General features: G+C 47.8%; 11 protein-coding genes. 2 read left to right on the forward strand and 9 right to left on the reverse strand.

The window, feature by feature from the left end; translation table 11 throughout:
* The 4 genes from NP165_RS04700 to NP165_RS04715 all read right to left on the reverse strand — a co-directional run bounded on the left by NP165_RS04700 (position 1) and on the right by NP165_RS04715 (position 6,072).
* Positions 1-3,072, reverse strand: a complete 3,072-nt coding sequence (locus tag NP165_RS04700; RefSeq protein WP_257085158.1) for an error-prone DNA polymerase — start codon at positions 3,070-3,072, stop codon at positions 1-3.
* Between the two features lie 12 nt (positions 3,073-3,084).
* Positions 3,085-4,500, reverse strand: a complete 1,416-nt coding sequence (locus NP165_RS04705) for a Y-family DNA polymerase (RefSeq protein WP_257085159.1) — start codon at positions 4,498-4,500, stop codon at positions 3,085-3,087.
* A 2-nt stretch (positions 4,501-4,502) separates the two neighbouring features.
* The gene (imuA, locus tag NP165_RS04710; protein ID WP_257085160.1) at positions 4,503-5,180 is read right to left on the reverse strand and encodes a translesion DNA synthesis-associated protein ImuA; all 678 of its coding nucleotides are present in this window, start codon (positions 5,178-5,180) and stop codon (positions 4,503-4,505) included.
* Between the two features lie 151 nt (positions 5,181-5,331).
* Positions 5,332-6,072 carry a YciK family oxidoreductase gene (locus NP165_RS04715; RefSeq protein WP_257085161.1) on the reverse strand — a complete coding sequence of 247 codons (741 nt, stop codon included), beginning with the start codon at positions 6,070-6,072 and terminating at the stop codon, positions 5,332-5,334.
* A gap of 87 nt (positions 6,073-6,159) precedes the next feature.
* On the opposite strand from NP165_RS04715, the gene sohB reads away from it, so the two are divergent.
* Entirely contained in the window at positions 6,160-7,221 is a 1,062-nt protein-coding gene (gene sohB / locus NP165_RS04720) for a protease SohB (protein ID WP_257085162.1), read from the forward strand.
* 88 nt (positions 7,222-7,309) lie between these two features.
* Here sohB and NP165_RS04725 read toward each other — a convergent pair whose 3' ends face one another.
* Positions 7,310-8,725 (reverse strand): DEAD/DEAH box helicase, encoded by a 1,416-nt coding sequence (locus NP165_RS04725; protein ID WP_257085163.1) that lies wholly within the window; start codon positions 8,723-8,725, stop codon positions 7,310-7,312.
* A 100-nt stretch (positions 8,726-8,825) separates the two neighbouring features.
* The gene (rrtA, locus tag NP165_RS04730) at positions 8,826-9,392 is read right to left on the reverse strand and encodes a rhombosortase (protein ID WP_257085164.1); all 567 of its coding nucleotides are present in this window, start codon (positions 9,390-9,392) and stop codon (positions 8,826-8,828) included.
* 3 nt (positions 9,393-9,395) lie between these two features.
* Here rrtA and NP165_RS04735 point away from each other — a divergent pair, with 3 nt between their 5' ends.
* Entirely contained in the window at positions 9,396-10,001 is a 606-nt protein-coding gene (locus tag NP165_RS04735) for a tRNA-uridine aminocarboxypropyltransferase (RefSeq protein WP_257085166.1), read from the forward strand.
* 79 nt (positions 10,002-10,080) lie between these two features.
* Here NP165_RS04735 and NP165_RS04740 read toward each other — a convergent pair whose 3' ends face one another.
* The 3 genes from NP165_RS04740 to NP165_RS04750 form a co-directional block, all read right to left on the reverse strand.
* Entirely contained in the window at positions 10,081-11,397 is a 1,317-nt protein-coding gene (locus NP165_RS04740; protein ID WP_257085167.1) for an anti-phage deoxyguanosine triphosphatase, read from the reverse strand.
* Between the two features lie 132 nt (positions 11,398-11,529).
* On the reverse strand, positions 11,530-12,141 hold the full coding sequence (yfbR, locus tag NP165_RS04745) for a 5'-deoxynucleotidase (protein ID WP_257085168.1): 612 nt from the start codon (positions 12,139-12,141) through the stop codon (positions 11,530-11,532).
* 74 nt (positions 12,142-12,215) lie between these two features.
* Positions 12,216-13,430, reverse strand: coding sequence for a pyridoxal phosphate-dependent aminotransferase (locus NP165_RS04750; RefSeq protein ID WP_257085169.1), 1,215 nt, complete (start codon positions 13,428-13,430; stop codon positions 12,216-12,218).
* Positions 13,431-13,643: the final 213 nt, after the last annotated feature.

The following is a 13,643-nucleotide window of genomic DNA, read 5'->3' on the forward strand; positions in this document are numbered from 1 at the left end:
CTAATGAAAATCCCGTGATTTACTTTGTAGCCCTTGCAGCTTATTTGTCATATCAATCAGTCGGCCTGCGATGATGTGTGTGACTTCGCCTTCACGCTCTAAGGTGCCTTTTACCATTAACACTTTAGCGGTCAAATAAGCTTGCTTTTGCGCTCTGGCTGTTGCTTGCCACACGACAACATTCATATTCCCTGTATCATCCTCAAGAGTGAAAAATGTCACCCCCGCGGCCGTACCCGGTGCTTGTTTACCTGTCACGACGCCAACTACTGTCACTAACGATTGGTGCGGTTTTTCTACTAGTTCTTGCATACGGCAAAAACGGCCGAGTTGTCCAGCTTGGTCGAGCAAAGTGATCGGGTGCTGATTTAAAGAAAGTCCCGTTGCGGCGTAGTCTTCCAATAAGGTCTGAACGTCTGACGGCGCTTGCACCGTATAAGGTTCCGGCTCTTCTACCTGACTGAATAATGGCAAATCGGATAACGAATCCATCATCGACCAGCGAGTTTGGTAGCGGTTATTGGCGATAGATTGCATCGCATCGGCGGAAGCGAGCAGTTCAATATCACGACGGCTCAGGCCAATATGTTTCAGTTGCGAGGGATGGCTGAACCCTTTGCCCGCGCGGGCTTTTATCAGTTGTCGGCTGCTGTCGGGGCTAAAGCCTTTGACTTGTCTAAAGCCAAGACGAATCGCGAGCTGCTTCCCGCATCGCACCACCTGATGATCGTGTAAAGACTGGTTCACGCAGATAGGCAGTATTAACACATTGTGTCGGCGGGCGTCTTGCACCAACTGTGAGGCGCTGTAAAACCCCATAGGTAAGCTATTAAGCAGGGAGGCGTAAAAGGCTTCAGGATAATAGTATTTCAGCCATGCCGAGCAATAAGCCAGAACCGCAAAAGAAGCGGAATGACTCTCAGGAAAACCGTATTCGCCGAAGCCCATAATTTGGTCAAAAATCCGCTCGGCAAACTCTTGTTCGTAGCCACGGCTGAGCATGCCGTCGATCAGCTTATTCTTAAATTTGACCAAGTCACCGGTTTTCTTCCATGAGGCCATGGCGCGGCGCAGTTGGTCTGCTTCACCGCCGCTAAAACCTGCGGCAACCATCGCCAGTTTGATCACCTGTTCCTGAAAGATAGGTACGCCCATGGTGCGCTCGAGCACCTCTTCAACTTCTTTAGAAGGGTAGGTGACAGGTTCGATACCATCACGGCGTTTTAAAAACGGATGCACCATATCGCCTTGGATTGGGCCGGGACGGACTATCGCAATTTGTACCACCAAGTCGTAGTACGTTTTGGGTTTTAACCTTGGCAGCATGCTCATTTGTGCGCGCGATTCAATCTGAAACACTCCGATGGTATCGGCTTTCTGAATCATGCCGTATACGTCTTTGTCATCCTGCTTGCGGGTAATTTCCGCAATGGATAATTCGGTGTGATGCAGTCGTTTGACCAAATCAAAGCACTTACGAATAGCGGTCAACATGCCGAGTGCCAAGACATCAACTTTGAGCAGTTTTAAGCTCTCTAAATCGTCTTTGTCCCATTGGATGACGGTTCGATCTGCCATCGCGGCGTTCTCGACGGGTACTAGTTCATAGAGTGGCCCAGCGGCAATGACAAAGCCACCCACATGCTGGGAAAGGTGACGTGGAAAGCCGAGTATTTCGTTAACCAGTGAAATAAACTGCTCGCCCTTCATCGAAGATGGTTCTAAGCCAAGCTCGGTAATCTGCGCTTGCCAGCCGAGAGAACGGTCGCGGCGGTTCACGTTTTTAATAAAGTAATCGAGTTGGCTTTCTTCTATCCCCAGCGCTTTGCCGACATCACGTACCGCGCTTTTAAAGCGATACGAGATCACTGTCGCAGCTAATGCGGCGCGTTCACGACCGTATTTTTGATAGATGTATTGAATCACTTCTTCGCGGCGTTCGTGCTCGAAGTCGACATCAATATCCGGCGGCTCATCGCGCTCTTTACTGATGAAACGTTCAAACAACACCGAGATCTGTCGTGGGTCGACAGCGGTGATCTCAAGGCAGTAACACACCACAGAGTTCGCCGCAGAGCCGCGTCCTTGGTAGAGAATCCGGTTTCGCTTGGCGAACATCACAATGTCGTGAATAGTCAAAAAGTAAAACGGGTAATTCAGCTCCTCAATAAGCTCAAGCTCTTTATGAATGGTGCCTTCTAACAGAGCAGATGTTCCCTCTGGAAAACGAATCGCTTTGCCTTTCTCTACGAGCTTGCGTAGGTAGCTCATTGGCGTTTCACCGTCTGGGACTAACTCGCTTGGGTATTCATATTTCAGCTCACTCAAACAGAATTGGCAGCGCTCAGCGATACGCACACTTTCGTCAAGCCACTCAGGCTTAAACAGCTTGGCGAGTTTGTCTTTACTGCGCAGAGTGCGTTCAGTATTGGTGAGTAAGTCGGCTCCCATGTGGTCAACACTGTTGCCGTGCTTGATTGCGGTAAGCACATGCTGCAGAGGTAATCGCGTGGCAGTGTGCATCAGTACGCCACCACAAGCGGTGATAGGCAGAGAAAGCTCCTGCGCAAGACGCTCACAATGCTGTAAGTAGGCTTTGTCTTTGGCATCCAAATGGCGCTGTACGCCGAGCCATAGGCGGTGATTATGGTGCTGTGAGAGCCATTGTCCCCATTTTCTATCGCTGGGTTTGTCACTCGGAAGCCAAAGTAACAAACAATGTTTTACCGACATCAAATCCCATTCAGAAAGCTGGTATTGGCCTTTTTCTGAACGTCTGCGGGCATTGGTGATGATCCGGCATAACTCGGCATAGGCTTCACGGTTTGGGCAAAGCAGCACGACCTGACACTCCTGATTGAGCCAAAACATGCTGCCGATGATCAGCTTGATCGCCAGTTGATGTTGATTCATCGCGGTATAGGCGCGAACTACGCCTGCGACCGAGCACTCATCGGTAATCGCTAATGAGTGATAGCGGAGAAAGTCTGCTTGCAGGATAAGCTCCTCTGCGTGCGATGCTCCGCTGAGAAAAGAAAAGTTGGTCTGACAAAACAGTTCGGCGTATTTCATTATTGCGCTCCGCTAACTGAACAGTCCGTGCAGAAACCATTGCCTTTGCTGGTTTCTAAAAACCCAAAGCCAGCGGCCTGTTTGACTGCGGGCGATAAAGTAATCACGCGTCATTTCATCGCCGTCCCACCAGCCCGTTACAAAGCGCTCTGGGCCTTGGATGATCGAGATTTGCTCGGCCAAAGGTTCTGGTGTCGGCAGCATCATAAACGGGCGCAGACGTTTCACTTGTGGCGTGATTGGGATGGACGTACCCGGCTGATAAGAGTCCGGTTGACAAAGTAGGGTCGATTTTTCAGGTCTTGGATCGCCAGTTAACGCCACTTTTCGAACGCTGTCTTTGCCCAGCTTGGCTTGCAATAAACCAATCAATTCCAATTCACTTTGCTGACCTCTGTGGCCGGCAAATATATCTTGGCTGGTGGCTTCCAGTTCACCACCGCGTATTAACTTCAGCGTCAAGCCGTGTACAGGCGCATCCAGCTTGAGTGACTCCATCGTCAACTGGCATAAGCGCAGCCAGCGCTCGGCGTAGTAGTCGCCACAAGCAGAAGTAAAACGAATCTTGCCGTCTGGATAATCTCGTTGGTGCAGGGTGAGCTCTAACTCATAAGCGACTTGGTTACGCAGAGTTAAAAACAGCTCCAATTTGTCGAGCAGTTTGGTCAACGGTTTTTCTAGCCATTGAATATTCTCGATATCAAACAGCAACTCTAAGTAACTGTGGAATTTTTCCGGCGGATGATAAAACTCAATCGGGTGCTTAAATTGCCCTAATAGACGCCCTACATAGTTCACCAGTTCAATGTCAAAGCGGCGGGCAATGTCTTGCATCGGCAGGCTGAGTAAGTCCTGTAGCGTGTTAACTCCGACACGTGACAGCTTTTCAACATGCTTGTCTTCCAGTTCGGTGGCAGTGAGCGGAAAATGGTTCATGGTGTCACGAATTTTCGTCTTATCCTGACTGAGTAAGGCACGCCCTGACTTTGCCAACAACATGGCCGAAAAAGGGGAAAAGCCGCTCGAAGAAAAATAGCGGAAACCAAGTTGATTTAAGTGCTGTGAGACTCGTTGCCAGTACGTCTCTAACCCGCCGTATAACGACAACATATCCGTAGCTTTAAGCAGCAAGCCTTGAGGTGGAAACAACGCGATATCGGACGTGACCATATACAGCCATTGGGCAATATCATGCAGCGTTTGTTGTTCAATCTTCCCATCATACGGGTGAACTTGAAGCTGGTGGCACAAGGCGCTGGCACTGCCTAAGCCCATGCCGTGCTGAATACCTTGTTTTTCGGCCAGCGTATTACATTGCACCACCTTAAAGCGTGTTGATTCGACGATAGCCAAAGGTTTATCGGACTCGTCGGAATAGAGCGCATCGAGCTGCAACGCAGGAAAGTGAAGATAGATCCAAACTTGCATGCTTAACCTTGCTTACGCGCAGGAAAAGGAATCACAACCGGATCTGGCTGCTGTAGCGTCAAAGATGGCCATAACGCGCGCATATCGAGCACAAAACTGGCGTGCGGCCAGCCGCCTTTACGTTTGGTGATGGTGACTTCCACTCCCAAGGCGTGGGGCAGTAGCGTCATGCTCAAACTGACAGGCAAAGAAAACAGACTCTTTCGCTCGGCTTTGAAGAGAAAAGAGAGGCAATTCCCCGTTTCACTCGCGACTTGTAAGCGTCGTGCTTGATGAACTTCCAAGTCGGCTTGCCACAACAATACGTTGCTGCACGCGCCGCTTTTTAAACATTGCTCAGCAGCCCAAAGTGCTTCTTTCGCCGTTTTTGGGTAGATCAATAGGATCTTATTCGCGTCGAGTCCTTCCGCTGACAACTGTTCAGCAGAGAGGTAGCCCGGAGGCTGAATAAACACAGACAAACGCTCGTGGCTGGTGCGTTTTAAGTGCGGCGTCAATAAGCGCAGCTCGCCAATACCTTGTGGTGTTTGTAGCTCGACTACGCCATGTTTTGGAAAGCCGCCCTGTAATTTACGATCGAGAAGATCGTAGCCAGTCGAGTAGTGCTCTTCTGATTTAGGAGTTTGGCTACCCTGCCAAAGCCATTGTTTCTGCTTAAGATGTTCTATCAATTCATACATAATAAGATGCCTGTATATTTGTACAGTATAAATTATTATAGAACGACGGCAAGAGGTAGGTATATCAGACGGATAAAAAAACGCCTTGTCAGCTGAGAGTTAGCTCACAAGGCGTTGATTCTAAATATTAAATAATCTTACTGTATGGCGATTATTTTGGCTGCGCGTCGATGCACTGACCATTAACGGCTTTGCCTTCTGGCGCCATCAAGTAAAGATAAAGTGGCATGATATCCTGTGGCGTTTTCAGCAGCTCTGCGTCTTCAGCAGGGTAGGCTTTTGCACGCATAGCCGTACGCGTACCGCCTGGGTTAATCGCGTTAACACGGATCGTAGTGTCACTCAGTTCATCCGCTAAGATCTGCATCATGCCTTCAGTGGCAAACTTAGACATCGCGTAAGTACCCCAGTAAGCGCGGCCACTGTGACCAACGGTAGATGAGGTAAAGACAATGCGCGCGTCTTCCGACTTATGTAGCAGAGGCAGCACCGCTTGAGTCATCAGAAATTGAGCTTTAACGTTCACTTGCATGATATCGTCGTAAGTATCTTCGCCGATTTGATCAAATGGGCTAAGCACACCAAGTAGACCTGCGTTGTGAAGTACGCCATCAAGACGACCAAACTGACTTTCGATCGTATCGACCATGTCGATGTAATTCTGCTTAGTTGCGCCTTTCATATCCAGAGGGATAATCGCCGGTTGAGGATAACCAGCGGCTTCGATTTCGTCGTAGGTTGCTTCCAGTTTTTTCACTGTGCGGCCTAGCAAGATAACGGTAGCGCCATGTTGCGCGTAGGAGATAGCGGCTTGTTTACCAATACCATCACCAGCACCAGTAACGAGAATGACTTTACCTTTTAGGGCATCTGAAGAAACAGCATATTCCACGATGTGTATCCTTTTGTAATGTTCTGCTTTAAGTCTTCGTGACAAGGTGGTTACAATACACTAATTCGCATATGAGGGGATATCACATTGGAATTTTTGTTGGACTATGGGCTGTTTTTAGCCAAGATTGTGACTTTTGTAGTCGCAGTAATTGCGATTTTAGTGATTGCTAAAGCCGTAAGCGGAAAGAGTGGTGCTGCGAAAGGGGAATTGGAAGTTACGAACCTGACAGAGCAACACAAAAACACCGTTGAACAGCTAGAGCATTACCTGCATGACGATGCGTTTTTGAAAGCGCGTGATAAAGCAGAAAAGAAACAAGAGAAAGAAAAAGCCAAAGCGCGTGAGAAGGAAGTGAAGAAGGCGTCCAAAGAGGGCGACCTAGACGCGCAGCGCGAACCTCACCTGTTTGTGTTGGATTTCAAAGGCAGTATCGATGCGAAAGAAGTGGCCTCGCTACGTGAAGAAGTGACGGCTGTCCTAGCGGTTGCACGTGAAGGCGATGAAGTGCTACTGCGTCTTGAGTCTGGCGGCGGTATGGTTCACGGCTACGGCTTGGCGTCTTCTCAGCTAGACCGCATCAAAGCCGCTGGTCTTCCGTTGACGATTGCGGTGGATAAAGTCGCGGCAAGCGGTGGTTACATGATGGCATGTATCGCAGATAAGATTGTCTCTGCACCATTTGCTATCGTTGGTTCAATCGGCGTAATTGCTCAGCTACCAAACTTCAATAAGCTATTGAAAAAGCACGATATTGAATTTGAACAGCTAACCGCAGGCGAGTACAAACGTACGCTAACTATGTTTGGTGAAAACACCGACAAAGCGCGTGAGAAGTTCAAAGAAGAGCTGGAAGAAACACACGGCTTGTTTAAGAACTTTATCCGTGACCATCGCCCGGCCTTGGATCTCGATAAAGTTGCAACGGGTGAACACTGGTTTGGTACTCAAGCACACGAACTTGGCTTAGTTGACGAAATCAAAACCTCTGACGACATCGTCGTGGAAGCGTGTAAAGACAAAACCGTACTGGCGATTCATTACGTTGAGAAGAAAAAACTGGCGTCTAAACTGGCAGGCATTGCTGGTGACGCGGCAGACAACGTGCTGATGAAACTGATCGACCGTGGCCAGCGCCCGATTATGTAATCTCACATAGCTTTAAATGACTTAAAAACAAAAGCGCCTATCCGAAGATAGGCGCTTTTTTGATTTTTACAGACTGAGATTATTTGGGCTAAGCAGTGGTTCGCGGTGCTTTTGGCTTAGACGGTCGGCGAGTTGGCTTCTTCGCTGCGCCCGCTTTCGCTTCTCCGCGCTTACCTTGATTGCCTTTATTTGAACCATCGTTATTGGCTTTGTTGTGGCCAAAGTGACGTTTGTTTTTACCCGCTGGCTTATGGCCGCGTGCGTTATCGCCAGAGCGTTGACCGTCCGCATGGTCTGTTTTTGGCCTTTTCGGTTTCTTAGGTTTTTTCGGCTTAATCGGACGCGTGTCCAGCTTCGACTCAGGCAGCTCATTTACTGGCTTATAGCCTTCTAACTCAAGTCGTGGCAGCACTTGTTGAATTAAGCGCTCAATCGCAAATAGCTCGCCAGCTTCGTCTGCTTCAACCAGAGAGATAGCTTTGCCAACTTCACCCGCACGGCCAGTACGACCAATACGGTGCACATAATCTTCTGCCACGTTTGGCAACTCGAAGTTCACCACTTGAGGCAGCTGAGGAATATCAATACCACGCGCGGCGATATCAGTAGCAACCAAAACGCGAACGTCACCGGATTTAAAATCGGCCAATGCGCGAGTACGAGCGCCTTGGCTCTTATTACCGTGAATCGGTGCGGCAGTAATGCCTTCTTTCTCTAGGAAGAACGCCAAGCGGTTCGCACCGTGTTTGGTGCGGCAGAAAACCAATACCTGTTTCCAATCGCCATCTTTGATCAGTTTTACCAACATCGGCGCTTTTTTGCGTTTGTCTGCTGGGTAAATCGACTGTTCAATCGTCACTGCGGTGGAGTTTTCTGGGTTAACCGATACTTCTACAGGATCATTCACCAAGCCTTTTGCCAACTCGCGGATCTCGGCTGAGAAGGTGGCAGAGAACAACAGGTTCTGACGCTTAGCAGGCAGCAAGTTAAGGATTTTACGAATATCGCGGATAAAGCCCATGTCTAGCATGCGGTCAGCTTCGTCCAAAACCAGCACTTCAAGTTGGTCGAACTTAATCGCATTTTGTTGGTAAAGATCCAACAAACGCCCTGGCGTTGCCACCAATACGTCACAGCCTTTGCGCAGCTTCAGCATTTGTGGGTTAATCTTCACGCCGCCAAACACAACGGTAGAGGTCAGGCGTTGGTAACGGCTGTATTTAAACACGTTCTCTTGAACCTGAGCCGCGAGTTCACGAGTTGGCGTTAGGATCAAAGCACGAACGTGATTGCCTTTTACGCGAGTACCGTTGTCGAGGCGCTCAAGAATCGGCAGTGTAAAGCCTGCGGTTTTACCTGTACCTGTCTGCGCTGCTGCCATCACATCTTTGCCTTCTAATACGGCTGGGATAGCTTGCTCCTGAATCGGAGACGGTTTGTCGTAACCCTGTTCTTCAATAGCTTTAAGAATTGGGGCAGAAAGGCCTAAAGAGGTAAAACCCATAAATTGATCTCTGTATAAATTGGGGGGATGTTCTCAGACAATTTACTTACTGAGAAAAGGGCGCCATTCTGCGCCCTTTAGGTAGGAACATCAACTGAAATTAACGCTGAGATTTTTTTAATATGTTGAGTTGAGGTGCGTAATGCATAGCCGCTGTAAACAAAAGTCCGCTGATGACACCAAATAAGTGGGACTCCACGGCAACACGTGCATTGATTAACTCGCTGGTAGATTCGGACGCGCCCATTGTAAGCTCCCACGTCACTTTCGCGATAACGCCAAGAACTAACAGCCAACTGCTCTTTCTGCCATCCAACACTTCTTTAAGTGCATAGCAAGCAAATAGCCCGTGTAGAACGCCAGACAGTCCGACGTAGTTTTGCATGTCGCTGAAGAAGTTCAATAACCCGACCGCCAGCGTCAAGGCAGATAATGTCAAAAGCAATGATTTTGCAGAAGGTTTGAAGATAAAAGTGATCACCCAAAGCGCGGCGAGATTCATCCCAAGATGCGCAAAGTTGGTGTGGGTATAATTTCCTGATAGGATTCGCCACCACTGACCATCTAAAATTAACATGCGATGCCAGTCAGCCCAAGATGCCAACGGCTCAAATTGCAGCCCTAAACACACTAAGCTGATAGCGATTAACGAAATAAATAAGCGCACACTATGTCCCGATACTGTTCTCAATGTGGAAAATCACAAAAAGCTTGTATTTGTAAATGGATACAAAGACTAACATCGAATGTTGAGTTGGTCATCTTACAGCATCCAAGCGAAACAAACAGACCGATGGGAACGGCGCGGATATTAACGCTCTCATTGGAGAACAGTCACTGTTTTGTCGGAGAGGATTTCACTGAGCATGAAGCGCTGAACCAACTACTCAGCGATAACCAATACCACCATTTTATCCTTTACCCCGGCGAAGGCGCGTTGACCCACAACCAAGTGGCAGACAAACTCAATAATGGTGAGAAAGTTCGTGTTATCTTGCTCGACGGAACCTGGAAAAAAGCGTACAAAATGTGGCTGCTATCAAGCAATCTGCACTCATTGCCGTTAATCAAGTTACCCGAGGATCTGCAAGGGAATTACCGGATTCGCAAAGCGCCAAGTGATAATAGCTTGTCTACGGTGGAGGCGGGTTATCACATTTTGTCTTTGTTAGAGCCAGAACAAGATTTTTCGCCGCTTATCGAATCGTTTAATCAGATGATTGATTTTCAAATCAAGCAGATGCCGCCTGGCGTTTTCGAAAAAAACTACGGCTGACCGACAATGTCTGATTGATATGCTAAGCAGCGAATAAGCCGCCACTCCCTTGAGTACTTACTGGGGAGTGACGGTTTCTTTAATGTGAAGAGAACAACTGTTGATGGAGTCTTTGTGCATGCCCATCGGTCATTGATGAAATGTAATCCGCGATAACGCGGTAGCCTGCGCTTTCATCACTGCGCTCAATCCATTTTTGACGAGTCTGTATCGGCAGCAATCTTTCCGGGTCGGCACTCAGTGCTTCAAAAATATCCATAATGATTTGTTGGCCTTTGTACTCGACGACCTGAACGTGCGGTACTTGAATCACATACTCACTGACGAAGTGTTTTAGGATCTCCAGTGCTTTATCCATCGTCGCTTCAAGGTAAGCATTCCATGCCAGTAGCTCACTTTCGAATGGCGCATCAACAGGTTTAATCGAAATACTGGTCAGCAGCGCATTGACCATGCCCCCAATCGCATCTTTACGCTGAAAATGGGTGCCGGAAAACAGCATTTCCGTGATGGAGTCAATGTGCTTTTCAAACCAAGGGTCGCCACATTCCGCGAGCTTACTGGCTGCACCCTCAATCCACTGGTGGCGATTGACCATGCTAAGGACTAAGGCATCTTCCAAATCATGCACGCCGTATGCGATATCATCAGCCAGCTCCATAATTGAGCAGTCGATGGATTTATAACGGGTCTTTTTATGCTCATGAGCGGCAAATTTTTCATCGCGCATTTGGCTAAATAGCGCTTTATCATTGTCGCTTAACGGTTCTAGTAGCCAGTCGAATAAGCCTTTATCGCAGTTATAGAGCCCTTTGGCTGGCATCCATTCACGAGCACGCAGTTTACGCTGGTGTGAAACGCTTTTTGGCATCACTTCGGCACGGGTTTCACTGATGAGTGCAGGGTATTTTACCAAGCCCAAAAGTGTGCGGCGCGTTAAGTTCATACCAAAGTGTTCGGTGTAAGGCTCCAATTTCGTCACAATGCGAAAGGTCTGTGCGTTGCCTTCAAACCCGCCGTGGTCACGCATCATGTAATTCAGAGCGACTTCACCGCCGTGCCCATAGGGTGGATGGCCAATATCATGAGCAAGGCAAAGCGAGTCAATCAAACTGTCGCTGGGCAGTAAATCGCGAAACTCAGGCTGTTTCTTTTTTATCTGCGCAACAATGCCTGTCCCTAATTGAGCGGCTTCCAGTGAGTGAGTCAAACGCGTGCGGTGAAAATCATCAAAACTATTGCCATGAACCTGTGTTTTCGCTTGCAGACGACGAAACGCAGCGGAGTGAAGAATACGCGCACGATCTCGTTGGTAAGGGCTACGGTGGTCATCACGGCGAATCTTGTGTTCATCGTCATGGCGTTCGTGCCATAAATCGCTGATATTAAACGTCATAAACAGGCTTCCAAACTTTTACGTACCAAAACTATTTACGTACAGATACGTTAATGTATTTAAGTGACAGATTTAGTGAGAGTTATTCGTTTCTGTCAGTTTTTCAGGGTTACTGCTCTTAGTTGAACATGATTAACTGATTTCGTCTAAAGATAACTCGAAGCTTGGCGCGAAGACGGTCAAAAAGTATTCCATTTCACGCGAGTGACGCTCCTTTAAGGTGACTTCAAGGCGCTTTTTAGCCAGTGCGTACTCGTGGTTGCCCGCACTTAACTCTTCTAGGCATTTTAGATAAGCGCAGATTGTGTCTGCTTGTTTGACGATAGACGCGTCTTCTGGGTGAGTGGACTCAGAAACCAAGTAAGGCGCGAAATCTTCTCGAAATTCTTCAGGCAGCATAGAGAGCAGGCGTTTTTCTGCGATGGCTTCAATCTTTTTATACTCTTTGGCGATTTCTGGGTTGAAGTATTTGACTGGCGTCGGCAAATCACCCGTCAGCACTTCACTGGTATCGTGGTACATACCTAGTAGGGCGATCCGTTCGGGGTTTAACTTTCCACCAAATTTTTTGTTTTTGATGACGGCTAAAGCGTGAGCAACAAAGGCCACTTGTAAACTGTGCTCAGAAATATTTTCGGTGGAGACTGAACGCATCAACGGCCAGCGTTGTATGAGTTTCATACGTGCTAGATGGGCAAAAAAATGACTTTCTTTTGGTTTCTCTTCTGATAAAAGTTTTTGCATAAATCGATTCCCTGACAACAAAAAAGGGCACTCAATGAGTACCCTTTAAGAATATGTAAGTTAGGCGCTAATTACTACTGGCTGTATGTAGACAGGAATCTTTCAAAGCGTCCGATGGCCATTTCTAGGTCTTCAACGTGAGGAAGTGTCACGATGCGGAAATGGTCCGGTTTTGGCCAGTTAAAGCCGCTGCCTTGTACCAGAAGGACTTTTTCCTGAATCAAGAAATCGAGCACCATTTTTTGGTCATCTTTGATGTTGTACATCTTGGTGTCAATTTTAGGAAACAGATACATCGCCCCTTTTGGTTTCACACAAGTGACACCTGGGATCTGCGTAATCAGTTCATACGCGCGGTCACGTTGTTCAAGTAGGCGACCACCCGGCAGGATCAGCTCATTGATACTTTGGTACCCACCTAATGCGGTTTGTATTGCGTGCTGCATCGGCACGTTGGCACACAAGCGCATGGAAGCAAGCATCTCTAATCCGTTGATGTAGCCTTGAGCTTGATGTTTAGGCCCAGTCAGGAACATCCAACCGCCACGGAAACCACATACGCGGTACGCTTTTGACAGGCCGTTGAACGTTACAACCAGCACATCCTCTGTCAGAGTGGCGATAGAAGTGTGAGTCGCACCGTCGTAAAGCACTTTATCGTAGATTTCATCGGCGAAAATGATCAGCTTGTGCTTACGCGCAATCTCAATCACTTCCAGTAAGAAGTCACGGCTGTACACCGCGCCCGTTGGGTTGTTCGGGTTGATCAGAACAATACCGCGCGTTTTTGGTGTGATCTTCTTTTTGATGTCGTCAAGATCTGGGTACCAGTCGGACTCTTCATCACAGATGTAATGCACAGCTTTACCACCAGACAATGACACAGATGCCGTCCACAATGGGTAGTCTGGTGCTGGTACTAACATTTCATCGCCATTGTTAAGTAGCGCTTGCATCGCCATAACAATAAGCTCTGACGCGCCATTACCGATATAGACGTCTTCAACATCTAAAGAGCGAATACCTTTACGCTGATAGTACTGCACAACGGCTTTACGAGCTGAGTAAATACCCTTTGAGTCACAGTAGCCTTGAGAGGTCGGTAGGTTGCGAATAACATCGACCAGGATTTCGTCAGGGGCGTCAAAGCCAAATGGGGCGGGATTCCCAATATTCAGCTTTAGTATTTTATGCCCTTCTTCCTCCATGCGTTTAGCATGTTTGAGTACAGGCCCCCTAATGTCATAGCAGACATTGTCGAGTTTTGACGACATCCCGATATTTTGCATTGAATAAAACCTAAAATTAATTGTAATTCTTTATTAAGCTACATCAAAAATAGATTCTTTAGAATAAAAATCTGGATTCAGGAAGGATATTTCGTGTTTGTAGCACGCTCATTATCACAGGATTATGCAAAACATTCGAGACAACCTTGATTTGAATAGGGTCTATTAATAGAGTAGCGGTTTACAATAAATAATAATCTCCATGCATACGAG

This window comes from Vibrio japonicus, from assembly GCF_024582835.1.
Lineage (GTDB): Bacteria > Pseudomonadota > Gammaproteobacteria > Enterobacterales > Vibrionaceae > Vibrio > Vibrio japonicus.